Origin of the sequence: Chitinivibrio alkaliphilus ACht1 (assembly GCF_000474745.1) — a bacterium.
In the GTDB taxonomy this organism is placed as follows: Bacteria; Fibrobacterota; Chitinivibrionia; order Chitinivibrionales; family Chitinivibrionaceae; genus Chitinivibrio; species Chitinivibrio alkaliphilus.
On the sequence record NZ_ASJR01000014.1, the window covers coordinates 1 to 24,009 of the forward strand.

Below are 24,009 nucleotides of genomic sequence, written 5' to 3' on the forward strand. Positions count from 1 at the left end.
TTGCCTTCTGCGGGCCGTCTTCAGCGCCCTTGTAGATGTAAAAATAGGTTCCTTCCGAAGAAATATCATCGGCAAGAGCCTCGCTGACATCAAAAAACAGCGTATCGCGATCACGATCTTCATCTTCCTGCAGACACATGACGCCTGTAAGGGCCGGGCCAACACGGTCTTCAATATGGACAGGGAGCTCAAAGGGGGTTCCGTCGTTATTGAAACTGATAGATCCCTCTCCAGAAGCGGCACCGTCAAAATCAACTTCATCAATGTGTATCCGAACACGGTAATCAGTACGTGAAATAGCAATGTTGTCCGCGGAAAGGGTTTCATCCGTGCCGTTTACGGAGTAATTGATTTCGGTGATATGACTTTCGGTGAAGGGGTCATCGCCGCCGCGAGCTATCTCAAAAAGATAGATGATACCGTCGCCGCGTCCGTCTCCCCGGGTATCCTCAAGATATGCTTCAACAAATTCCGGGTCATTATTTCCCCGTCGATCAAAGGCAACCCACTGGTTGTACTCTTCGGGAGAGTTTGGATCATCTGCACGGTCAATGAGGTCACTCTCACTGTTAATTTTAACATGGGTAAACTCATTGAGACGTTCTGCAGGGAAAAGAGCGGTGTAAATCCCTTCACTTTCGCTTATCTCAAGGGCTTCCAAGGTGGTGCTGTCACTGTCGTTTCCGCGAAAAACCAAGGTTGGTTCTCCAGCTGCAAAGCCCGTTATGGGTTCGGTGAAAGCCAATTGAAAGGTATCCACTTGATTCTCCTGTCGTGGATCGGGTATGCGGTAGAGGGGGAGATTATCTCCATCTTCCACGGCGGGGCCCGTGCGGTCATCCACGGCATCCGTAAGCTCAGTCTTTTCTCCGTCATTGTTGAAAAACACCGTGGCTGATCCCGTGGCATCACCGGAAATGGCATCGGTATCTACCACAATAAGTACTAGCCCCTCTTCTTCTTCAATGGTTATTCGTGCATCATCGTGCTGGATGGTGACATCTTGCCCATCTATTTCGTATGAAATATGGGTGATATGGGTGTGATCAAAGGGATCATTTCCCTCTGCAATTTCAAAAAGGTAGAAGAGCTGGTCTCCCACACCATCACCTTCACTATCGCGGTGATAGGCATAAACATATTCAGGGTCATTATTACCGACACTGCGTATGGGGCGCCAGAGGTTGTATTCTTCGGCGGCATTTGGCTCATCTGCCTGGTCGCGTACAGGGCCTGCGGGGTTTATACGCACAGAATCGTAGGGGAGAACAGTGTGATGATCAAAGATGAAGGTATACACCCCTTCGTTCTCTTCTACACTACTAGTAGTGAGATGTTCTATATTCCCCTCAGTATCTTTAAAAGAGAGATGGGCATGCCCTGCGCTGAGTTCTGCAATGGGTTCGGTAAATTCCAGAACCAAAGTATCCTCTTCGGCATCAGATTCCGGCATAAAATAGGTGGGAAGTACAGCGTCGTCAATGGCAGGCCCTACACGGTCGAGTATGGGCGCATCTAAGGTTATATCCTCACTCTCTACATTATCTCCACTTCCCCATTCGAGAATATAGGAAAACCAAAATGTTGCTCCATCATCATATCCTCCCGTGAGTTCATCGGGATTACTAATAACTATTTCATTTTCTGAGGGACGCACGTCAATGGTGCCACCGTCTAAACGTGGTGCATTTTCAGGCCATGCATATTCAAGATTTTCATAGGAAAGGTCTGTGTTTGAGCCGGGGGAAAATCGGGCGATAATCCGGTCTGCCATACCGTCACCTTCCGTGTCGCGGGCAATGACAGAATCTATGCGCAGGGGATTGCGGAATGCCAGGGGGCGGTGAATAACAACGGAATTGCCCGAAGCATCACTTCCCATAAGCCAAATACGCTCTGCATCCATGCTCTCTGCAAGATCCTTTGAAACGGAAAACTCAAAAACCATCTCATTATCAGATCTTTCTTCCACAGGATCATCTACCCGTTGCCATGTACGCCATGATTCATCAATGGACCAGCGAAGATGATCCACAAGGGTTTCATCTTCCACGGTAATGCGGTAGATCTGACTCTCATTTTCTTCGTCGTATTCTTCTTCGATATTGGTGATGTAAGGATAGATTTCATCTCGTTCAAAACCGTCACAGCTTGCATCTTTTTTGGAGTAATTTCTAACTTGATCTTGAGAATCTCCCGCTGCTCGAAAATCACGCGTAAAATCGAATTTTCCTTTTACGGTACGCAAAATAGAAAGAAAGTCATATCTATAACTGATATTATCATCGGAAACAGAGGGAGCTCGTCCTGCGAGTAAGTCAAAGGCTTCATTAACAGTATTCCAAATATCCTCGCGAGTTTCGATAAATTCTCCATCATCTTCATAAAAATATCTCAGCATACCTCCGTCACCTTGCGTCGATACTGTACCATCGTCTCCAAAGAAGACATCCAACATATGTCTTCTTGATATAGGAAAGTCCAAGATCTCAATGGGCTCCCCTTCAACTGATTTTCGTGATGCATCAATAAATTGCTGAAGAACAACGTATAGATCAGGAATATAGTTGTTATTTCCCATTCCAAATCTAAAACGATCATCATTAAGCATGTTTTCAGCATACGATTGATGGCCAAACACGTTTGCTACGTTACCGATAATACCATTCATTCCTTGGTTGTAGGCAACTATCATGGCTGACAAGCCGAGATATGGGTCAGCCTCTTCTTCTTCGTAGGTTATTTCAATACCTTCTTTCCAGCAAATATCAGTGGCATGAGCAAATACATCATAATTTGCAAATAGAAATAGGCTTGAATAGAGTGCTCCATTTACGGTAGTAGCACTGTTAATACGAGTCATTCCTGAATCAGCGCGGGTATAATACGACATGAATTCATCCATATCAATACCGCTACTGGTAACATCAAGGGCAGAAGAAAGTTGTTCTGTGTACTTAGGAAAGAAATTTGGATAATAGAGGGCCCTGTCTAACCCAGAAGGGGCCTCAACATGAAACGAGGTAAATTCTGTACCATTCAGATGCTCCTCTCTTAAACTTGTTGTTCCCGAAAAGCTTTCCTTAAGGCCAATACCGATCATAACTTGCATATCAATATTTAAATATTCCTGCGCTAGGGCAATTCCTTTCCAATACATATGCTGGGATTTATCTAATTCCAGTTCTGTATTGCTCATAAAAAAGCCTTCTTCTGGAATAGCAAGCTGGAGTTGGGTTTGTCCTAACCACGTATCCATCATACCTGCAGAATACCTACCGCCACGAACCCCTAGACTATCGTAAATCTCAGGACGGTAATCCGGGTCATAAAATTCTGGTAAGTTACTTATGCTATCAAGCTCATCAATGGTGATAGGGTCTTCTGATATCGGGTCATCTGGTGTACCAGGTGACCCCGTTCGTAGTAATAGTTCTTTACTGCCTGAAACAGGCTCCATGTCAGGGGTCGCATTGCCCCAAGGATGAACTAATGATCGTGTGGAATTAGGGGTTAAGCGAGACCCGCCGGTGGGTTGTGCGTTTGTCAAGTAGTATAGATTGACTTCGTTCATGCCATTGTTTTGAGGGTAATTAAGAATCTTGAATTCACCGGAATTTACCCCGTCTGGAGTTCGTTCCCACTCCCAGCCATTATTTAAAAAACGAACGCCCCCAAGAGTCCACGACGAAGGAGTATTATTCGTGATTGACACAGCTCTTCCCGATTGAGCAACTGAGGGTACTACCTCGGCACTACCAAATGATATATACATACACAGTACCACGGAAATACGCCAGAAATTTTCTCGTACAAACGAAGTTGTCTTCCCCACCATACAAACTCCTTATAGGTAGTATCTATTATAGAAAAGGAGGTAAAAGGCTCCTTTATCCCTACCTTTAATATAATGCAAAAAAAATATTTTTCTTGTCTGAGCAGGTAAATTATGATAAAGGGGGAAAAATGCAGGGAACATTTTAAATTTGCAAAGAGTGATATTGTTCTTTCTCGGTATTCTTTTGGAAATATCAGTGGGAGCTTACTTCTGGAGTGTGATGTCGTCCCGTTGTATACACCATGCCTTGCTTTTTTTTAATAAGTGGAATCCTTGTATCTCAGATTTTTGAAAAGCACGGGAAGGAAGAAAATGGAGTATATTGAGCTAATTATCATGGAGACAAAAATAAAGAACCCAAAAGCCCTAATGGGAGGAAAACTGGAGAATATAAGAATAAGGAATCCTGCTCCGACGACCATGGTATTAAAGAGAATAACAGAGCCCTTATTAAACACTGTTTTTCGTAGGGCTCGACGGTTTTCATTACCCCGTTCACGATAATACAGAAACCCAGAGGTGAAGTGTATGGCGTAATCAATACCAATACCCAAACAGGTGTTAATTACAATGACCGTCACCGTGTTTATGGATACCCCAAAAAGGCCCATGAGGGCGTACGTTGTTATTGTAGAGAGTAATATGGGAACGGTTGTAAAAAAACCAATTTTAATTGAACGAAAGAGAAGAATTAAAACAAGGCATACAAAGATAATTGCCAAGGTGAGGGAGGTTACTTGTGTTCGAATTAGAAGGTCCAGCATGGCATTGGTAATGAGTGCCGGTCCCGCAGAGTAGGTCTCCCAGTGGGAGTAGTTGTGGCTAATATGGGCTTCTATATCGTGTGCGAGATGACGATAGTCAAAGTCAGGGTCTTCCATATTGCGGGCAACCACATTCAGGCGGATACGAGTATTATCCGCGTTTATTTGTCCGGAAAGGGCGGTGCGCAGGGTGTCGGGAAGATTGTCTCTATTTTGGAAAAGGACTCGCACGGCAGTTGATGAGAGGGGGTTGTCCGTGAGTTCCCGTGAGGTTTGTTCTACGTAGGGAAGAAGAGAAACCACGGAACCAACGGCGTCTTGCTCATTGATATAGCGGTGTATCTGTTGGAGTTCTTCCCAGGCAGAAAGATCTGTTAAGTTTCCTTCGGTGCGGGAAAGAACCACCGAGAAAAACCGCGTGCCCGAGAAGTGTTCCGAAATAAGTTTGTCCGATTGAACAATAGGGCTCTCTGCGGAAAACATAGAGATTGGATTTGTTTCAAAATAGATTTGACGAAGACCGAAAAAGGCAACACCGACAATGCAGAAGAGGGCGGCTCCATGGAGCGGGCCACTGAATATATAGTGCGTCACTACAGCGTAGAGCTTGCTTGAGGGTTTCCGTATGCGTTCTTTGCGAAATCGAACGGGGTGTTCTTTTTCATAATAGAGAAAAATGGGCAGAAGCAAGAGAGAAAAAAGCAAGGCAAGCATTACGCCGAGCCCGGTGAATATACCGAAGGTTCGTGTCCATGATATTTCTGAGAATATGAAGGAGCTAAAGCCAATAAAGGTTGTTATAGAGGTGAGTATAATGGGACGCAACAGCTCATGATAGGTGTTTTCCAAGGCCCGGTCAAAGGGCAGTTTGAGACGCCATCTTAGACGGGAAAACGTTTTTAGAAGGTGGATGGAGTCTGCCACTCCGATGGGAAAGAGTATTACCGGTATGACCGAGGTAACTACCGAGAGAGGAACTCCCAGCCATCCCATACTGCCAAAGGTCCATACAACGGCAATACAGATAACAAGAAGGGAAATAAATACGTAGAGCTTTCGTTTAAATACCAAGTAGAGAAGAAGGGTTGATATTAAGAGAGAGAGTGGTAATAGTATCGTGAAATCAATTTCCGTACGTTCACTGATAAAAAATGACATGGCCGTACCGCCCGTAATAGATGCGGTGCGATCGGTGCGACCGTCTTCTTGACGAGTTACCTCCACAGCTTTTCTAACAATGGTAGAGCGATCCACTTCAGGGTTCATTTCTAGTACAAGGGAGAATGCTCGTCCATCCTCTGATATAAGAGACCCTGCAAGATCGGGATAGGAGTTAATTCTCTGTAAGAGTTCTTCCTCTGTTTGGGTTGTATCAACAAGGGGTTCTCCAGAAATACGGGGAACAATACCGCCAACCCGCTTAGGGATATGCAGACTGCCAATGTGGGCAACACTGGAAAAGGCAGGAGCATCCGTAATTGAGAGCGTACCGTACTGTTTTCCGAAATGTTCCACCATTTCAATACGTTCATGTAGCGAATAGGGGCTGTCTTCAGGAAAGGTAAGTAAGGCGAGTAAGGTGAACGGGCTGGTAAATTCCTCTTCGAGGCGAACCAGTTGCTGGTACTCTTCCAGGTCTCGGGGGACAGATTTCATGGTGTCATTATCAATCTCGAGACGGGTCAGGCCCACCCCAAAAAAGAGGGTGCCAAGGAAAACGGCACAGGCAATGATGAGGCGATATTTGATAAGATATGCTACAATTTTATGAGTAATAGGCATTCGGTGCTACCTCAATTTGGTCTACGCCATGAAATGAACTTCTAAAATAATTGATGTGCTGCAGGGCAAAAGTAATTATCGTAATTTCAGCAAAAAGGGAGAAAACATAATGTTTCCTCCCGTACGTCATAGATATTGCAGAGCATACACTTAGAATTGAGTAGCCCACAATCCGTGCTTGTTGCAAAATTCCCGTACTTCTTGAATTTCATCTTCAATGGTAAAGGTGGCAACGGCCCGGGGGGTTTCACCACTAACGTAGGCTTCAGTGAAATCATGTCGGTAGACCTTGTCACCCGCAAGAACTTCAATAAAAAGAATATAATGTTCAGCGGTCATGGGATGATCAACATCGCCAACTTTCACGGTTACCTGATTTCCTGAACGTTCTACTACGGGAACGTGTTTCTCATTTCCCGCATCAACGGTTTTGGGAGAAAGTTGTTCCATATCTTGTCCGCAACACACAATCGATGGTTTTCCGTCCCAGAGAGACTCTACGATATTGCCGCAGATAGAACAGTAGTAGATACCTTTTTTTACAATGCTCATACAAAACACTCCTGTTGGTTAAAACTGTGTATGTTACTTTTCCCCGAAAAAGTCTTTAAGACCATCAGAGTCCGGTTTCATGGCTGTGTCACCCTTGTTCCAGTTTGCCGGACACACTTCACCATACTTTTCTGTGTATTGGAGAGCATCAACAATGCGCAATGCCTCGTCAACACTTCTTCCCAAGGGGAGGTCGTTTACAACCTGGTGTCGTACCGTACCTTCTCTGTCAATAAGAAAAAGGCCACGATACGCAATGCCGGCATCTTCAACCAACACATCAAAATCACGGGCAATATCAGCGGTTTTATCCGCTATGATCGGATATTTCACACCGGAAATACCTCCTTCAGCAACAGGGGTATTTAACCACGCGAGGTGACTAAAATGAGAGTCTGTGCTGGCTCCAATAAGCTGAACATCACGTTGTGCAAACTCGTCCAGTTTTTCATTGAAGGCATGAAGTTCCGTGGGACACACAAAGGTAAAGTCAAGTGGGTAAAAGAACAATAGAATATATTTTCCCTGGTATTGGGAAAGGGAAAAATTCTCGATAATTCTATTTTCCTGTACCGCAGTTGTGGTAAACGATGGTGCTTTTTTTCCAACAAGTACACTCATAGAAAACTCCTTTTATAGGGTGTTACACTGGTTACATATTCCTTTTACAGATAATTCGTATTCGAAAACGGTAAAGCCATCAGCAAGATCTTGTTGCGGCCCTGCGTATGAAGGGGTAAAGTCAAAAACCTGTGCACATTTACGGCAGAGAAAATGGCCATGCGGGGATGTGTTGATATCAAAGCGAAGCGATGTTTCATCTACGCCAAGGCTCTGAACGATACCCGATTTTTGAAATTGCTGAATAGTATTGTATACGGTTGTTCGCGAAAGGGTGGGGATTTCCTTTTTGAGGGCAACATACACATCGTCTACTGTAGGGTGGATTCTGTTATGAGCTAAAAAATCATAAATGGCAATCCTTTGGAGAGATGGTTTTATTCCTTTTTCCTGTAGGATGGTTGCCGCAGAATTTTTTGTCATGTAAACACTCCAAATTTGTAATCGTTACAGATAATATATATAAAAAGAAGAGGGCGCGGGAAAAGAAAAAATTATTTACCTTTTTTAAGGTGTTTCTTCGAAGGAAGTTTCTGCGCTTCAGTTCCGATGGTTTCATATACATAGTTTGCTTCAATAATTGCCTTTGGATCTATGTCAGAAACCAGGGCGCAAACGCGGTTGTAGAGAACGCGGTTTGTGATACAGTAGATTATCTTACGATTTTCCTTAGTATATCCTCCTTGGCCGTAGAGGTAGGTAAGGCGGAGGTTCAACTCTTCGATTAAGGCGGAACTTACTTTTTCAGGAATACGTGAAATAATAAAGAGCGACCGTTCGTGGCGTGAACCGTCAATTACAAAGTCAATCGTCTTTGATGAGACATATAAAAGGGCCACGGAAAACATGGCTTTCTCTAAGGAGATCATCCAAACAAGAATAAGGAGGGTGATGCCATTTACGGTGAGAAGAAACGCGCTTATTCGTATGTTAAACCGCTTTGCAAAAACCATGGCCAGCATTTCTATTCCCAAGGCACCGCCTCCCTTAATAACCAAACCAATTCCAGTGCCCAGTATTACTCCGCCATATATAAGAATAAGCACGTCACTATCAGTAACAGCAGAAGCTCCTTGAAAATAAAACATCGCCCCTGTCATGCAGAGAATTCCAAAGGCCGTTTTCAGAATAAACTCTGGGTGAAAATAGAGGAGTGAGTAGGCAGCCATAAGGGTGTTGAGTAAGAGAATGGGGATCCATAGGGAAATATCGGTAATAAATGATATGATAATGGCTAAGGAAAAGACACCACCGCCTACCAGCTCATTTGGCGCAAGAATGAGCTCGATGCTTACTGCTACGGCACATGCACCAAAGGCGATAAAGAGATAGTCCCGAATTATTTTAAGGAGTAGGTCCATTGTTCCCCCGTGGTAAGGTTTCTTCAAATATATCTTGTGGAGCTGTGCGTGCTGATATCGGTTGTGTACTATGAATGAAAAATAAATTTTGACACGGAGAAAAACCTCATATATATTATGTGCGCTTCTTTGGACAGGGGCCCATAACTCAGTTGGTTAGAGTAGCGGACTCATAATCCGTTTGTCCCAGGTTCGAGTCCTGGTGGGCCCACCATCCGTCCGCAATATAAAGAATGCTGTTGCACTTGTTATCTGGAGGCCGTGTGGACACCCAAATTCTGATAGATCTTGAAAACCTTGATAGAGAGATCGCACGGTTACAGAAATCCAAAAAGACGATTCCCCGTGAGCTTACTGAAATGGAATCTGAGCTCAGCGCTCAGAAAAGCGCCTTAGAGGAAGCTGTGGCTCATAGGAAGAATCGTGAGCTTGAGTGCGACCATGTAATTCATAGTATTGATGCAAATATGGAAGCCCTTGCAAAGAGTAACGAAAAATTATCTCAGGTAACACGTGAGCGTGAGTATGATGCGGTGCTCAAGGAGTTGCGTGATCGTAAAAAAATGATCGAAAAAGATCGAAAGCGCCATTCTCGTATATTAAAGGAGTGTGATGCTGCTGTGACAGCCCTTGAGGAAGCACAGGCTACCTTCGATTCACTTTCTGCAGAACTTCAGCCTAAGATTGATGCACACCGTGAACAGCTCAGTTCTATTGACACGGATATCCGTGCCGTGGAAGAGAAGCGTCCAGCCCTTATTGCACAAATACCTGAAGTATTTCGTGTGGTATATGATCGTATTCAGGCAGGGCGAACGAATGGGCGTTCCCTTTCTCATATTACCGTAGATAGTACTTATTGTACCTATTGTTATCAAGTTATTACGCCAAAAGTTGCCCATGATGCGCAAAAATCAGATAGACCTGTGCTGTGTGAAAATTGTGGTTCAATTTTTGTTGTAAAATAATTTGCATTTTTGTGTGGCCCTATGTATATTATGACCGTTGTTTGAAAGAGATAAGTATGCACCCGTAGCTCAACTGGATAGAGTACCTGACTACGAATCAGGCGGTTTGGGGTTCGAATCCCTGCGGGTGTACCATTTATATAAGCCCTGGTTTTCCGGGGCTTTTTGTATATCATGAAAAATACTACATCATTTTTACCTACTACTGCTTCCGAACACCCTCAAGGTGCGGGTACTCCCTTTGATTTTGTTATTATTAGTGGAGATGCCTATGTTGATCACCCTTCGTTCGGCGCAGCTCTTATTGGGCGTGTGGTCCAGTCGTGTGGATATTCCGTTGGTATTATCCCACAGCCCGATTGGCATGACCCACAGTCGTTTCGTGTGTTGGGAAGACCACGGGTCGCCTTTCTCATAAGCGCCGGAAATATGGATTCCATGGTAAGTAATTATACCTCTGCGGGAAAACCGCGTCGTAGGGATAGTTTTTCTCCCGGGGGACGTGGAGGAAGGCGTCCGGATAGAGCCACCTTGGTCTATACTACCATGGCAAAACAGGCATACAAAGGGGTTGCTACAATTATCGGTGGGGTAGAAGCATCTCTTCGTCGTATGGGGCATTATGACTATTGGTCTAATCGGGTGCGTCACTCTATCTTACAGGATGCCAAGGCGGATATGTTGCTCTATGGTATGGCTGAGCCTGCTCTTTTAGAGCTCCTACGTCGCCTTCGTCATGGAGAAGAGTTACGCAGTATTGAGGATTTACGTGGTTCTGTGATAAACCGAGCTGTGGTTCCTGCCCATGCACGGTCCTATATCTCTCTTCCATCATTTTCTTCTATTCGACAGGATCGACACGCTTATGGACGTTCTTTTCTCGTTCAAGCTGAAGAGAATGACCCCTTTCGTGGGCGAGGGCTTATTGAAAAGGACGGTGCGCGGTTTATTATTCAAAACCCTCCTGCCCATCCGCTTACTACGAAAGAGCTTGATGATTTCGCCGAACTTCCGTACACCCGCCGATGGCATCCCATGTATACGCACGCGGGCGGAGTGCCTGCCTTGAAGGAAGTACAGTTTTCTCTCTTAAAAAGTCGTGGCTGCTTTGGGGCATGCAGTTTCTGTGCAATTACCTTTCACCAAGGGCGCTATATCCGCTCACGTTCTGAGGAGTCCCTAGTGCGTGAGGCGTGCCATCTTCGTGACGATCCAGATTTTAAAGGGATTATTCACGATGTGGGTGGTCCAACGGCGAACTTTACGCATCCCTCCTGTGATGGTCAGGAAGAGCGAGGGCTGTGCAAAAAACGACATTGCCTGTACCCCACGCCATGTAAAAAATTGCGTGTTGACCACCGCTCATACCTCTCTCTTCTTCGAAGATTACGCGCACTACCAGGCATAAAACGAGTCTTTATTAGATCGGGTATTCGGTACGATTATCTCTGTGCAGATCCTGACAAAAACTTCTTCTCAGACCTCGTAAAATACCATGTGAGCGGTCGTTTAAAAGTTGCTCCAGAACATTGTGATCCCGAAGTTCTTGCCTGCATGGGCAAACCATCCATCTCTGTTTTTGAAACCTTTCATCGGCAGTATCGTCAGTATACTGCTGCGGCGGGAAAAAAACAGTATCTTGTGCCGTATTTTATCTCCTCTCATCCGGGGGCGACCCTGCATCATGCCATTGCCCTTGCCGAATATATGCGGGATGCCCATCTTCGGGTTGATCAAGTGCAAGATTTTTTACCAACGCCGGCAACCCTTTCAACAACCATGTATTACACCGGGATAGATCCACGTACGGGAAAGTCGGTGTATGTTCCTCGGAACGCACGGGAAAAACGACTTCAACGGGCATTGTTACAGTATTATAAAAAAGAAAATGCACCGCTCGTTCGCGAGGCTCTCAGAAAAGCAGGTCGTCATGATCTCATTGGACGGGGTAAGCGGTGTCTTGTTGGGCGGGGGTAAGGGCTTATCGTCCCTGTTCGATTCGCTGTATTAAGAATTCTGGCATCTCAGCGTCATGCATTTTTTTCTTATAGGCATCAAGATCGTAGGAGAGACGTACATATTCGAGTGATCCAATATCTGTATCAAGGATCACATAACATGCTCTACTGTCTCCATCGCGGGGCTGTCCCACGCTTCCGACATTGACAATGTAGCGAAAATCTTCTTTTTGGTTATAAAAAAATTCTTGATCCTTGTAAATGCGGATATTGTGAGAGTCTCCATTGAGTTCAATAATTCCAGGGACATGGGTGTGGCCGTTAAAACAGAATTTTGTTTTAAAAAAATTGAAATTAAAAAGGGCGTCTTCCACGGAGGAAATATAAAACCACTGGTAGGGGTCGTAGGGGGTTGCATGGACTGCGGTGTAGTTTGCTTTTGTATATGTAAGGGGCAGGCTGTTTAGAAATTCAAGGGAGTCTTGACTGATAACAGTACTGGTCCAGACGATTGCATGGAGTGCATTGGCGTTGAAGTTGAGGTTTGCCGTGGGCGCAAAGACTGCAGAGTCGTGGTTGCCCATAAGAGTGACTTCGCATTGGGATCGTATGGCAGCAACACATTCATTGGGGCGTGGGCCATAGCCTATGACATCACCTAAACAGATGATTGAAGAGATGTTTCTCTGTGTAATGTCATCAAACACACACTGTAGGGCATCAATGTTTGCGTGGATGTCTGATATAAAAGCAGTTTTCATTCACGGTTATCCGGTTTTGAGCATAAAGCTGAACTTACTGTTTCCTATTTTTATTTTATCGCCGTGATGAAGAATTGCTTCTGATACTTTTTTGTCATTTATTTTGAATTTTCCTGTAAACTTGTTTGAGGCACGAAGGATATGTTCTCCCTCTGATGATACACGAAGGGTGGCAATCTTTCCTGCCGATAAAACCCCACCCTCTACGTAGATATCATCGTCATCCGTATTGCCAAGAGTCATGGGGGTTTTGTTTATTTTGTAAACGATCTGTCGTTCTACCTCAATAAGTATTCCCCGATTTTCTGTGGTGTACTGAGAGATATCCTTACTATTCTTTTCTTGCTTGGAATTCTTGTCCGAAGATGAAAAAATAAGTGATTCCTCCTCTTCAGCAGGGGGAGGCTCTTCTGATATGGTTACCACAGGGGCTTCCTCATCATGTGCAGGGGTGCCATCAAGGTGGGCAGGCTCCGGTGTTTCTGGAGCCGGGGAGCTACTGTGCGGGGGAATGAGTTCAATGGTGAAATCTCCCACGGTGAGAGCGAATACGTTCTCTACACGAAGCGTCTCAATTTTTTTTCCGTTCATGTACGTACCGTTTAAGGAGCCGAGGTCATGAACCAAGGGTGCTGAGCCATCTTCTGGAAATTCAAACTTAAGGTGTGTTCGTGATACAGCGAGGTCTTGTATGATAATATCGTTTGTTTTGAGTCGTCCAAGGGTTGCACCATCTTTTGCTGTCTGGTATGTTTTTATGGGGGTTGCTTTGTGTTTAATAATAATATTTAGCATAATATGTGCACCGGTTTCATATTTTTAGTTACGGAGTAGTATATTTAAGAATATAATTAAATTAAAAATCTAAAAGTAAAAACTTGCCATGATGAATAAAAAATGTTTTCTCCTTATGTGTGTCTGTGCGGTAGCAGCTCTTTCCTTTGAAGTACACATGGATATTCCTCCCCGTGAAGTTCTGCTGCGACGGATGGATTCTCTTGAAATATCAATTCAACGGAAGCGTCGCCAAGGCGAGTCTGTGTATGATACACAGCGGGAGATGGAGCGGGTTCGTTGGGCCTTGGATCAATATATTTCTCAAAGTTTACGTGCGGAAGAGGAGACTGCTGATACGGAGTCCTCTGGCAACAGCGCAGGAAGGCGCATTTTACTTTTTTTGCGCAGACAAGTGCTTTGGATATTCTAATCCTTATTACCGGTGGAGTTGCAGCCCTATCAATACTCTCTGTTCTTTTAGTATATGGCGGTAATCGCTTAGCCCGAAAAAAGCAGGGTGGAAAGCGGTCTGCGTCGTATAAGGCTCCTGCGAAAAAAACTCTTTCGAGATCTACCGCACCTTCTCCGCTGGAGAAAAAAAACATGGGGGAGGGAGTGGCCCCCGCTGCTTCTTCCTCACCGCCTCCGGTAGAGTCTTTTAGTGATATCTGCGCACGTATGGAGCAGGTGTTACGGAAAAACCAAGAGGATTCCTCCGAAAGCCAGCGGAGAGAGACTCCTCTTCCCAGGGCTTCCTCCACCTCTGAAGGCGTATCCCTGTCTTCGACAGAGCAAGAGAGCTGTGATACAAGGAGTGAACAGAAAGAAAAAGAGGATACCTTCGTAGAGGGGCCTTCCATTAATGCTGATTTATCCGTTGTTCGGGAGGAAGAGCAGAAAGAAAAGGAGCATGAAGATTCCCCTTATGTCGCAGATACGACGTTCTGGAAAGAGAAGCGTTCTCCCATGTCGCCCCTTTATGCGCGCATACTGAAGAAGCATGAAGCTGGAAGCAGCGAGCGTGAGATTGCTCGGGAGCTCTCTTTGAGTATCGACCAGGTTCGCTTAATTCTTTCTTTGGCGAAAAAGTAACCCATGGCTATACCGGATGTATCAGGGGTATTGCAGGGTGCTCCTCGGTATCACGGGGGGGTTACCTTGGCGGCGCGGGGAAATCGTGATGGTTATTTCTATGTGTCACTTCCCGCAGGGGGTGCAGCGCGTATTCCCGTTGCTCGGGGTAGCCTTACCGCAACGGGGGTGTTTATTGCGGAGGATAATCTTCCCTTTTTAGAGCGGGTGCCCGGGGAGTCAAACTCTGACTTGTCAGTATTGCAGTTACTTGGCCGTCATTTTGAGTCAGATACAGAACGCGTTGTTGCCATGAAAACCGTGATACACGATCTTTCTGTGATGTTAGAAGAGTCTGGAGAAGTACTTCCCCGTGAACTTCTTTCTGAGGCGGAGCAATTACGATCTGCTCTTTCGTACTCCCAGTCATCCTCTGAACTTACTCGACAGTTTGAGTTGTTTTTTCCACGCTTGATTTCCTATGCCGTGAGTATCGGTGGATTTGAAAAAACGGTTCTGAATGCCTTGTTGAAACAAGTTGGTCCACAGCAGGTATACGAAGGGGGACTGGAAAGTGATGTTTCCTTGGTAACGGCTATCGTTACCACTATCACAGCGCGGTTTCCCTCCTTGCGGGGGCATATTACCCGTAAACATATTGCTACATCGGGAGGGGCCTTTCTCTCACTTTCTAATCAATTTCCTCAGTTGCAGAGTCGGGGAGAGATGGCCGCACATATACAGGCGTATTTGGTGCAGTCTACGCCTGTACTACTTTCCTGTATACATCCGCACCACGTGGCTGACACGTTGATTCAACATGAAATACCCTTTTCTCCGTGTTTTTTTACACTTCTTGAAAAAGCCCTTGTTCCCTACGCTGGGGAGGAAAAACCACACTGTTGCGCTGAGGCCCTCTGTACTCTTTTTGAGTATTCCCGAAGTGATCTCGATGAGGCACGACTGGAACAGGTTCTACAGCGGGCGGTCTCATCCCTGTTTACCCATCGTAGCTTAGAAGAGGCCTTTCACGATTTACACAATTGTCCCCCCCTCACATCGACTGCTCGTGAGAGTATTGTTCTTTCACAGGGCTTGGAGTTTTTTCAACAATGTATCGATTCGTTTCTCCATGGTGCTCACGGGGTGTTTCCGCAGCAACTTCTCCATACCTTGGGGTATTATGATAGTGGGTTGTTGAAAAATGAGCCCAGTGAGGCCCCTCCGAGCATTGGAGTGTTTCTTCGAGCTCTGCAGCCTCCCATGGTGAGTGATACCTACGAGGAGTTTCATCGTGAGCGTGTCTTGTTTCAAGAGTGGCTCAGTGGTTTCTATCTCTTTACTCGTCGATATGAGCCGTGCACAGGAGAGTGCGCCTGGCGGTTTCTTTTGCCACCCTTGAAAAACAACGGATTTGGTATTACCCTGTTGCGTCGGCGTGAAAAGGGGGGAAGCGGGACATCCCGTGAGGGTGTGCTCTCCTTTGAAACAGAACATGTGCGTATGGGGCGTGTTGCTGGAGAGGTTTTTTATACCACGCGCTGTGTTACAGCGGTTGTCCTACGTACTGCTGAACTTGCAACATATCGACTCTTGAGACAGCGTATCGCATTGTTATCCCGAAAACTGGAACTCCTCTGCGGAGCAGTGGTGCCTGTGCACGTAAAAAACTGGGAAGAGTCGCACGAGGATGTATCCGGACATACGGAGTATTCGGTGCGGGTATGAGAGAGCAGAGAAAAAAGGCTGCAGCCATACAGTACACAGATGAGATGGAGGCTCCACGCCTTGTTGCACGTGGTGATGCTGAGGTGGCAGAACGTATTATTGCTCGTGCCCAAGAGGCTGGAGTTCCTGTGTATAAAGCCCCCCTTGTGGCAGAAGCTCTCGGATCTCTTGCCCTCCAAGAAGAGATTCCTGTTGAATTATATCAGGCTGTTGCTGAAGTATTGGCATATGTGTATACTGTTAAAAAGGAGAGTGGCGAATGAAGAGTGCCCTAGCTGTGTTTTGTGTAGCGATGCATTTGTATGCAACCCCGTTGTTACTGTTGGTGGGATCTTCCCGTCCCGGCGGAGATATTCATACAGCAGAGATCAATCGCGGTCTTCGCAATATCTTTGATATGAGTAGTGAGGTGACCCTCCTATCAGAACATTCTTCCTCTCTTTTGAAGCGTCAGTTTTATCACAATGGTAAATTTCGCATGGACGAAGGTCTTTTTTCCTTTACTCGCCAAGAGATTCAGAATGAAGGGTATATTCTCCTTGCCGTGGTAGAAGAGTTTTCCCTGGAGCCGACACGACGGATTGCCTTTTCGCCTGTGGTACGCCATGAGGGGGTCTATTCTATTCGCTATGTGTTGTACGATATTGCCGTGGGAAAACCGGTTTTTGCAACAACCGTGACAAGTTCAGTAAGTGAGGTGTCCCGTATTCTTCTTCCGTGGAAAGATGCCACATATCGTGCCCGACCATCGGCGCAGCAACGGCAACAGTACCACACAGAGATGGTACGAGAAAACCTGCATCAGGCAGAGCAACTTTTAGTGCCGCGTTTGGAGTTGTGAAGAAAACGATTTTTGTGCAGTATTGATTTTTTTGTATCATGAATATATAATAACGTATATTAGCGGGAGCAGTTTTTATGCAATTCCGTCTTGCTTCATGCGTTGGAGGTACTGCTTGGCAAAACACCGGACATACAAGAATGTCTTTGATGATCCTGCCGAATTCGGCAAGCTGAATGAACTTGTTCTTTCAGCCATACAGGATTTTACAGACTATCGGCAGGGGAATCTTACGTATGGTGAGATTATCTATGTACTGGAGTGCATCCTCGACTCCCTGCGCGAAACATCGGAAAAAGAGGCGTTGAAAACCAAAATTACAAAGCGCTTTGGTGAGGCACCTTCCTTTTCACTATTACTTGCCTCCCATGCCCGTCTTGTGGAAACCCTCCTCAAAAAAAGATTATTACTACAGAGGATGAGCTGTACGTGATGTACGGAGAGGAGTAGGTATGCTTGCAAAGGGTTCAAATGAAATAACCGCATCCTTTCCTTCAACTATGGAATATGTACCCATTGTCCGAGAATTTGTTGCTGATTCATTACGACAGTATGGATTTACGGATAAGTTTTCCTACCGAATGGAAATAATGGTTGATGAACTTGTGGTCAATGCGGTGCAGTATGGAAGTCTATCGCAGAAGTCACGGGTGGATTTGGCTGTTGCTGTGCTCACTGATCATGTTTCGCTGGTTGTGAAAGATGAGGGGGGTACCCCCGAGAGCATTAGTGAAATGCAGGAGAGCCTGCTTCATTCTGCCACGGGGTGTGAGACAAGATCTTCCCGCCTTGGTCTTGAGATTGTAAAAATGCTCGCTGAGTCTGTAGAAGTATCTTCTGAGGGTGAGACCGTTACGAAAGTTCGTGTGCAAAGGAAAGGGGGGAACTGTGAGTCTCCTGCGGTATGAATTAAGTGATGAATATGATGATATTAGCTTTCTCCATCTTCCCGGAGATTTTAATGCCGCTTCTATGGAAGAGTTGACCGGTGTGATGCAGTCCCTTTTTGCAGCAGGTCGCCCCTTTGTTGTGGTTGATTTGGCTGAAGCAGAGAGTTTACGCGGGGCAGTTATTGGCGAGCTTATGGAGTGGCGTCGAAAGTTTATTGCGGAAATCGACGGGGAATTCTGTTTTTGTGGCGCCTCTCAGAGTGTGGAGCGTGAAATTCGTGAACTTGATGTGGATAAACTATTTCGATTGTTTCCCGACCGCCGTTCTGCTGTGAACTACTTCTTCTGGGAGTTTAAAGGCCAGGTTGATACGGTTATTTTATCTATCCCCGGCTCCCTTGACTTAGTGCCCGCCACACGGAAATTTATTCGTAAGGTTTGTGAGGCAAAGGCATATTCTGGTCGTGAATCATTTCAAATAGAAACTATTGTGGACGAACTTTGCAATAACGCGATTGAACACGGCGCAAGCGGAGGTGGTAAAAGTATTGAGCTTGCTGTTGCGGTTGGACGTAAAAAGGTTGATATCAATATTTCCAATGGCGTTGATGTGGGCGAACGAAACTATTCTGATATTGTGTCTAATATGGAGCGATATGTAGAATCTCCTAATACGGATGTTTGCGAGTCACGGGGCAGAGGGCTTGCTCTTGTAAAGATGTTATCCAGTGAGTTTGACATAGATGGGTCTGAAAACGGGACCTGTGTACATGTTACTAAAATAAGAGAGGAACGATAAATGCAAAGCAAAATCGAATTGGTTTATGAGGATATTGATGGAGTTGATTCCAGTAAGCTTATTTTATTACAAGGCGATTTAGATGCAACCAATGTGGAGACAGTGGTAGAAAATGTTTTTGGCCTCATCGATGAAGGCTTTGTAAACATTATTGCTGATTTCAAGGAGCTGCGATACGTAAATAGTACAGGCTTAGGAATTCTCCTGCATTTTAGCAAAACAGCAAAGGAACGGGGTGGATCATTTAAGGTTTGTTCTGTGAATGAAAACGTGTACGAGATTATCGATATTATAGGTGCAACGACGCTGCTTGATATTTACAACACCCGCGAAGAAGCAATTAATTCTTATAAGGAGTAACCCCTATGATATTCCTAAGAAGGGTTTTACTGTTCTTACCGATTCTGATTATTATCTTTTTTATTCTGAAGGCCCTCGATGTAGAATTTCTTGATTTTGACCGTGGAGAGCCCTTTGTGACAATTGGGCGAAGTACCTACACAGAGCAAGATTTGGAAAGCGTGGCTCGTGTAAAGCGGTTGTTCCCCATAAAAAAAGAGTCCCTGCGCTTTCCCGGAGAACGGGATACGGTTACCTCTCTCATAGAAACGGTCTTGTTCTATGATGAGGCGCGGCAGTATCGTAACAGCTTAAAGGGTACGGCCCGATGGGATCTGTTTCAGACCTTTTGGAAAGGGCGAACTTTTTTCCTTGATATTCTGGTTCGAAATAATGGTTTTAGTGATGAAGAAATAGAGGCGCATTTTGAGGAGAATCGGGACTACTTTCTTGCCTTGGACGAGCGCTTGGGGGCTGATACCTTAGCAGCACTTCGTCCTGCCGTGGCAGACTCACTCTTTCTGAAACACCACAAACCAACCCAGGAGTTTATCGATCGGATAGAGGGCGATAAATCTGATTCTGAAATTCGTGATATCTGGTTAGAAAGTTTTCGGGTTAACCGGAACGGATTCTTCTTGAATCTTTTTTATGAAAAAGAGTTCGGTAGATCGGTTCCTTCTGATCTTAGCTCTATTGTTGGACCAAATGAAATTGTTACAGAACGTGAGATTGATGAGTTACTCACGTGGTTGCCGCAATATAGTTTTGACGAAGAAGAGCAGTATAATTATGCGCAGTTTATTCTCGCGTGGAAGCTCTTTGGCAACGAGGCTGAGCGACGTGGGTATACACGGAGTAGGGAGTATCGTCGATCCTTTGAATGGTTTAAAAAATATAGTGTCGTTCATCACTATATGAATGAAGTTCTCGATGAACGAGTGGAGCCCTTTGGGTCACTTTTAGATGAGCATTTTATCTTTGCCTATTGGGACCGTCATGGGCAACCCTTGAATGAGTACGATACTGTGGTATACGAGCAGTTACGTTCGCAATACCGCGAGAAAATGAATGACATATCTATCTCCCGTCATATTAACGAAAAGCGTGAAAACACGCGTATCGACTTTATGAATTCTTCAGATGGAGATGAGTGGAATCTTGATGCGGCTCAAATGTTTACCCGCGCTGACTCGCTTCTATCCCAGGGGAATGCCTCGAAGGCACGAGAGCTTTTTACAACCCTGCGTGATACCTATCTCTATACAGATCATGGGTTGATGGCCCTTACTAAACTTGCAGAAATAGAGAAAAAAGAGGGGCGTTTTCGAAGAGCCATAGATGCCTTCCGTGATTATATAATCTTTTCCGGTGATGAGGGTGATTTCTGTAGTGAATATTTTATGATCGCCATGATCTACGGTGATCATTTACATCGCTATGAACAAGCGGCTGCGAATTATGGATGGATTCTGGAAAACTCTGAGCGTTGTAATATGGCCGGAGATGCGGAATTTATGTATCTTCACCTTGGAGAGCCAATTCCGGGCATCCAGGAGTTGAAAGAGCGTGCCTTGCGTCAAGGACAGGATGTTCGATAAATCGAAGGCGACCGGATCTTCTTCCGGTCGCCTGTTTTATACCCTCCCTCTTTCTACATAAGGAGTCTCTATGCAGGTTTGTGGAACACCGTATCGAACCGTGTGGCTTGATCCGGAAGATCAGCGTTGTCTCAGGGTGATTAACCAAAGCCTACTTCCCCATCGTTTTGAAACACTCGCCTTGTATACTCCTCATGATGTTGCTCGTGTTATTTCAGAGATGCATATTCGCGGGGCCGGGTGTATTGGGGTAACGGCAGCCTACGGCATGTATCTTGGAGCATGTACCGCTCCTCAAGATTCGTATCACGATTATTTACATGAGGTTGGAGCATTGCTTACGGAAACGCGTCCGACAGCGGTAAATCTATCGTGGGCGGTACAGCGAATGTTGCGAGTCGCATTGTCGGCTCATTCCCTGCAGATGCTGCAGGATCGTACCCGTGATGAGGCCCAGAAGATTGCCGATGAAGATGTCGCTCACTGCCGTGCTATTGGAGAGTATGGCCTTCCCCTTATCGAAGAAATATATGCGCGTACTCAAAAGCCGGTGGAAATCTTGACTCACTGCAATGCCGGATGGCTTGCCTTTGTTGACCATGGCTCAGCCACAGCGCCCATCTATGCGGCACACCGCCGGGGAATTCCCGTGCATGTGTGGGTCGATGTGACGGGACCACGTAATCAAGGCAGCCGTTTAACTGCATGGGAGCTTCTTCAAGAAGGAGTACCCCATACGATTATTGCTGATAATACGGGGGGGTATCTATTTCAGCATAATGCTATTGATATGGTAATTACCGGAGCCGATTGTGTAACACGCCAAGGAGATGCTGCAAATAAGATCGGTACATATTTGAAAGCCCTGGCGGCTCGTGAACATTCTGTTCCCTTTTATGTCGCCCTTCCTTCATCTACCTTTGATTTTTCCCGCACCGATGGTCTTACGGAAATACCCATAGAAAAACGTGGATCCCATGAAGTAACCTATGCATATGGTGAGAATGATGAGGGTGTTTTTTCGCGAGTCCGTATTGCTCCTGCGGAGAGCCCCGCTGCCAATTGGGGCTTTGATGTTACCCCGGCCCGCTTTATTACCGAGCTTATAACAGAACGGGGACGTTGCGTTCCCACGTGGGAAAATATTCGTACCCTCTTTCCCGAGGCGTCCAGTGCGGGATGAAGGATATTGTAAGTATCAGTGTGAGCTTACGGAGGAAGAGATCCTTCTTCCCACTGATCCTACCCCCTTTTTTCAAGTTCGCCGTGCTCTCTGGAAGTATGGGTATATTGGTCAGTACGATGATGGTATTGGTTTTGGAAATCTGAGTTTTCGCTCTGCCCCTGCTTCTTTTTTTATCTCAGCCACGGCAACAGGTGGGAAAGATCGTCTCTCTGAGGATGATATTGTTGAAGTTATGGAGTGTGATCCCTACCGAAACAGGGTAAGGGCCCGCGGCAAAGCAAGCCCATCTTCTGAAGCGATGACTCATTGGGCTATCTATGAAAAATGTCCTGCATGTTTTGCTGTGATTCACGTACATAGTGCGGATCTATTTTCATATCTTAGAAAAAAATCCTATCCTGCTACGGGAGCTGCGGTTTCCTATGGAACCCCCGCCATGGCAGAAAATATTTCTGCCGTTGTAGACCAATCCCGTGAGGGAGGTGTGTTTTATACCCCCGGTCATTCTGAGGGGGTGTTTGCTTATGGGAGAGATCTTCTCTCTACGTTTCAGAAATTAAAACATCTTCGTATGGAGTGCTGTAATGAGTAAAATCGGTATTATTGGTGGAAGTGGTTTGGACAATCCTGATATCTTACGTAATGCCCAAGATGTAACGGTTGAGACCCCCTATGGTGCTCCGAGTTCTCCCCTGAAGTGTGGAGAAATAGGAGGGGTGCCCGTTGTTCTCATTGGACGACATGGTCGTGAGCATACGATCCCTCCTTCCCAGGTGAACTATCGGGCAAATATTGCTGCCTTACAGGCGGAAGGATGTACCCACATTCTTGCCACTACGGCTGTGGGCTCACTCCGTGAAGAGATCCGTCGGGGTGATTTGGTTATTATTGATCAATGTATTGATTTTACAAAGCAGCGGGCCATGACCTTTTTTGATACCTTTTCCCCTCATGATCCACGTCATACCCCCATGGCAGACCCCTTTGATAGTACCTTGCGAAAAGCCATGATCGATGTTTGTGACACCCATTCCTTTTCCTATCATCCACGGGGAACCGTCGTTACCATTGAGGGGCCTCGCTTTTCTACCCGTGCGGAGTCTCATATGTTTCGTGCATGGGGGGCAGATATTATTAATATGTCCATTGCCACAGAAGCAGCTTTGGCCGCAGAAGCTGAGGTTCCCTACGCAGCAGTTGCCATGACAACCGATTATGATTGTTGGAAAGAAGATGAAGAGCCGGTGAGTTGGGAGGCAATTCTTGCAGTATTTAAAGCAAATGCAGAACGAGTGACGACCCTTTTACAGAAAGTGATTGCCCAGATTGGATAGAAATACCCCCTATGTGGAACAGGCCTATCGTCTTTGTGAGAAAGAGCAAAAGGAAACATGCGGCCACGATTCTGCACAGCGGTACCTTGCAAATCACGCATCCCGGTTTCATCGTATTCAAAATGTATGCCGAGAACTTTTTCCGCATAGAGATACGCCCCTTCTTGATATTGGACGGAGTGGTCTTACTGCTGAACTGGCACAATATTATGAAAATATGACAACCTTGGGGTTTCCCCTTACGCACGATAGGGGAGGGCATCGCGAGATTGAATCCCTCACACTGCCCCATATCGAGTATGATTTACGAAAATGTGAAGATCCAGAAACGTGGCCCGTAGAGAAACGTGACTCCTTTGCGGGCATTGTTTGCAGTGAGGTGCTTGAACACCTTCCAATTGCTCCTGAATATTTCCTGTTGTTTCTGGCGACACTCTTGAAACCGGGAGGACTCCTTCTTCTTACAACACCCAATCGGGCTGATATTCGAAGCAGAATACGATTGCTCATGGGGCGAAATCCTGAAGGCGTAATTCGCTTGTATTCAGATAACCCGGGGCATTTTCGTGAGTATACACGAAAGGAACTCATCCATATGGGAAATCGGGCGCTTTTGCACCCCCGAAGAGTTGTGTCGTGTAATTTTACTCCCTTGCGCGGTGATATCTTTGCTCCTGTGCGGATATTTCCTCCATTTAAGGATTCCCTTATTGCTCTCTATGAAAAGAAAGATGTCCGTAGATAGATCTGGTGTAAATGGTGCTTTTTTTTCCGTTGACCGGAATGTATATTTCTGAAAATTTAACCTTTTTACTCTTGTAAAAATATGCAGAAAAAG

General features: G+C 45.6%; 24 protein-coding genes and 2 tRNA genes. 18 read left to right on the forward strand and 8 right to left on the reverse strand.

What is annotated here, in order from left to right; translation table 11 throughout:
- From CALK_RS07765 to CALK_RS12570, 6 genes are all read right to left on the reverse strand, one after another.
- A partial coding sequence (locus CALK_RS07765; RefSeq protein ID WP_204365304.1) for a hypothetical protein occupies positions 1 to 3,715 on the reverse strand: 3,715 nt, incomplete at its 3' end.
- A 380-nt stretch (positions 3,716 to 4,095) separates the two neighbouring features.
- The gene (locus tag CALK_RS07770) at positions 4,096 to 6,384 is read right to left on the reverse strand and encodes an efflux RND transporter permease subunit (RefSeq protein WP_022637130.1); all 2,289 of its coding nucleotides are present in this window, start codon (positions 6,382 to 6,384) and stop codon (positions 4,096 to 4,098) included.
- 150 nt (positions 6,385 to 6,534) lie between these two features.
- Positions 6,535 to 6,936 (reverse strand): desulfoferrodoxin family protein, encoded by a 402-nt coding sequence (locus CALK_RS07775; protein WP_022637131.1) that lies wholly within the window; start codon positions 6,934 to 6,936, stop codon positions 6,535 to 6,537.
- Positions 6,937 to 6,969: 33 nt separating this feature from the next.
- Positions 6,970 to 7,557: a peroxiredoxin gene (locus CALK_RS07780; protein WP_022637132.1), complete on the reverse strand. Its 588-nt coding sequence runs from the start codon at positions 7,555 to 7,557 to the stop codon at positions 6,970 to 6,972.
- A gap of 12 nt (positions 7,558 to 7,569) precedes the next feature.
- The gene (locus CALK_RS07785; protein WP_022637133.1) at positions 7,570 to 7,980 is read right to left on the reverse strand and encodes a Fur family transcriptional regulator; all 411 of its coding nucleotides are present in this window, start codon (positions 7,978 to 7,980) and stop codon (positions 7,570 to 7,572) included.
- 71 nt (positions 7,981 to 8,051) lie between these two features.
- Positions 8,052 to 8,918, reverse strand: coding sequence for a YitT family protein (locus CALK_RS12570; protein ID WP_022637134.1), 867 nt, complete (start codon positions 8,916 to 8,918; stop codon positions 8,052 to 8,054).
- A 137-nt stretch (positions 8,919 to 9,055) separates the two neighbouring features.
- Between CALK_RS12570 and CALK_RS07795 the strand changes: the two genes are divergently transcribed.
- From CALK_RS07795 to CALK_RS07810, 4 genes are all read left to right on the forward strand, one after another.
- A tRNA-Ile gene (locus CALK_RS07795) sits at positions 9,056 to 9,132 on the forward strand.
- Positions 9,133 to 9,181: 49 nt separating this feature from the next.
- Entirely contained in the window at positions 9,182 to 9,886 is a 705-nt protein-coding gene (locus CALK_RS07800; RefSeq protein ID WP_022637135.1) for a zinc ribbon domain-containing protein, read from the forward strand.
- A gap of 58 nt (positions 9,887 to 9,944) precedes the next feature.
- Positions 9,945 to 10,021 (forward strand) — tRNA-Arg (locus tag CALK_RS07805).
- 39 nt (positions 10,022 to 10,060) lie between these two features.
- Positions 10,061 to 11,863: a YgiQ family radical SAM protein gene (locus tag CALK_RS07810; protein ID WP_022637136.1), complete on the forward strand. Its 1,803-nt coding sequence runs from the start codon at positions 10,061 to 10,063 to the stop codon at positions 11,861 to 11,863.
- Positions 11,864 to 11,867: 4 nt separating this feature from the next.
- Here CALK_RS07810 and CALK_RS07815 read toward each other — a convergent pair whose 3' ends face one another.
- Positions 11,868 to 12,605: a metallophosphoesterase family protein gene (locus CALK_RS07815; protein ID WP_022637137.1), complete on the reverse strand. Its 738-nt coding sequence runs from the start codon at positions 12,603 to 12,605 to the stop codon at positions 11,868 to 11,870.
- 6 nt (positions 12,606 to 12,611) lie between these two features.
- The gene (locus CALK_RS12245) at positions 12,612 to 13,400 is read right to left on the reverse strand and encodes an FHA domain-containing protein (protein ID WP_022637138.1); all 789 of its coding nucleotides are present in this window, start codon (positions 13,398 to 13,400) and stop codon (positions 12,612 to 12,614) included.
- Between the two features lie 91 nt (positions 13,401 to 13,491).
- Between CALK_RS12245 and CALK_RS07825 the strand changes: the two genes are divergently transcribed.
- The 14 genes from CALK_RS07825 (at position 13,492) to CALK_RS12250 (ending at position 23,916) form a co-directional block, all read left to right on the forward strand.
- Positions 13,492 to 13,812, forward strand: coding sequence for a hypothetical protein (locus CALK_RS07825; RefSeq protein WP_162146719.1), 321 nt, complete (start codon positions 13,492 to 13,494; stop codon positions 13,810 to 13,812).
- Positions 13,800 to 14,474, forward strand: a complete 675-nt coding sequence (locus CALK_RS07830; RefSeq protein ID WP_022637140.1) for a hypothetical protein — start codon at positions 13,800 to 13,802, stop codon at positions 14,472 to 14,474. Before CALK_RS07825 ends, CALK_RS07830 begins: the two co-directional genes overlap by 13 nt.
- 3 nt (positions 14,475 to 14,477) lie before the next feature.
- A complete protein-coding gene (locus CALK_RS07835; protein ID WP_022637141.1) occupies positions 14,478 to 16,181 on the forward strand; it encodes a hypothetical protein in 1,704 nt (567 codons plus the stop codon).
- Positions 16,178 to 16,444 (forward strand): EscU/YscU/HrcU family type III secretion system export apparatus switch protein, encoded by a 267-nt coding sequence (locus CALK_RS07840; protein WP_022637142.1) that lies wholly within the window; start codon positions 16,178 to 16,180, stop codon positions 16,442 to 16,444. The genes CALK_RS07835 and CALK_RS07840 overlap by 4 nt, the downstream gene beginning before the upstream one ends.
- Positions 16,441 to 17,022, forward strand: coding sequence for a hypothetical protein (locus tag CALK_RS07845; RefSeq protein ID WP_022637143.1), 582 nt, complete (start codon positions 16,441 to 16,443; stop codon positions 17,020 to 17,022). The genes CALK_RS07840 and CALK_RS07845 overlap by 4 nt, the downstream gene beginning before the upstream one ends.
- Before the next feature lie 115 nt (positions 17,023 to 17,137).
- Positions 17,138 to 17,455 (forward strand): hypothetical protein, encoded by a 318-nt coding sequence (locus tag CALK_RS07850; protein WP_022637144.1) that lies wholly within the window; start codon positions 17,138 to 17,140, stop codon positions 17,453 to 17,455.
- Between the two features lie 19 nt (positions 17,456 to 17,474).
- Positions 17,475 to 17,930, forward strand: coding sequence for an ATP-binding protein (locus CALK_RS07855; protein WP_022637145.1), 456 nt, complete (start codon positions 17,475 to 17,477; stop codon positions 17,928 to 17,930).
- Positions 17,911 to 18,711 carry an ATP-binding protein gene (locus tag CALK_RS07860; protein WP_022637146.1) on the forward strand — a complete coding sequence of 267 codons (801 nt, stop codon included), beginning with the start codon at positions 17,911 to 17,913 and terminating at the stop codon, positions 18,709 to 18,711. The genes CALK_RS07855 and CALK_RS07860 overlap by 20 nt, the downstream gene beginning before the upstream one ends.
- Positions 18,712 to 19,071, forward strand: a complete 360-nt coding sequence (locus tag CALK_RS07865) for an STAS domain-containing protein (RefSeq protein WP_022637147.1) — start codon at positions 18,712 to 18,714, stop codon at positions 19,069 to 19,071. It begins immediately after the preceding gene.
- A gap of 5 nt (positions 19,072 to 19,076) precedes the next feature.
- A complete protein-coding gene (locus tag CALK_RS07870) occupies positions 19,077 to 20,651 on the forward strand; it encodes a tetratricopeptide repeat protein (RefSeq protein ID WP_022637148.1) in 1,575 nt (524 codons plus the stop codon).
- 70 nt (positions 20,652 to 20,721) lie between these two features.
- Positions 20,722 to 21,834 carry an S-methyl-5-thioribose-1-phosphate isomerase gene (gene mtnA / locus CALK_RS07875; RefSeq protein ID WP_022637149.1) on the forward strand — a complete coding sequence of 371 codons (1,113 nt, stop codon included), beginning with the start codon at positions 20,722 to 20,724 and terminating at the stop codon, positions 21,832 to 21,834.
- Complete coding sequence (locus CALK_RS07880) at positions 21,824 to 22,429, forward strand: class II aldolase/adducin family protein (RefSeq protein WP_022637150.1); 606 nt, start codon at positions 21,824 to 21,826, stop codon at positions 22,427 to 22,429. The genes mtnA and CALK_RS07880 overlap by 11 nt, the downstream gene beginning before the upstream one ends.
- Positions 22,422 to 23,171, forward strand: coding sequence for an S-methyl-5'-thioadenosine phosphorylase (mtnP, locus tag CALK_RS07885; protein WP_022637151.1), 750 nt, complete (start codon positions 22,422 to 22,424; stop codon positions 23,169 to 23,171). The genes CALK_RS07880 and mtnP overlap by 8 nt, the downstream gene beginning before the upstream one ends.
- Positions 23,164 to 23,916 carry a methyltransferase domain-containing protein gene (locus tag CALK_RS12250; RefSeq protein ID WP_022637152.1) on the forward strand — a complete coding sequence of 251 codons (753 nt, stop codon included), beginning with the start codon at positions 23,164 to 23,166 and terminating at the stop codon, positions 23,914 to 23,916. The genes mtnP and CALK_RS12250 overlap by 8 nt, the downstream gene beginning before the upstream one ends.
- Positions 23,917 to 24,009 lie beyond the last annotated feature (93 nt).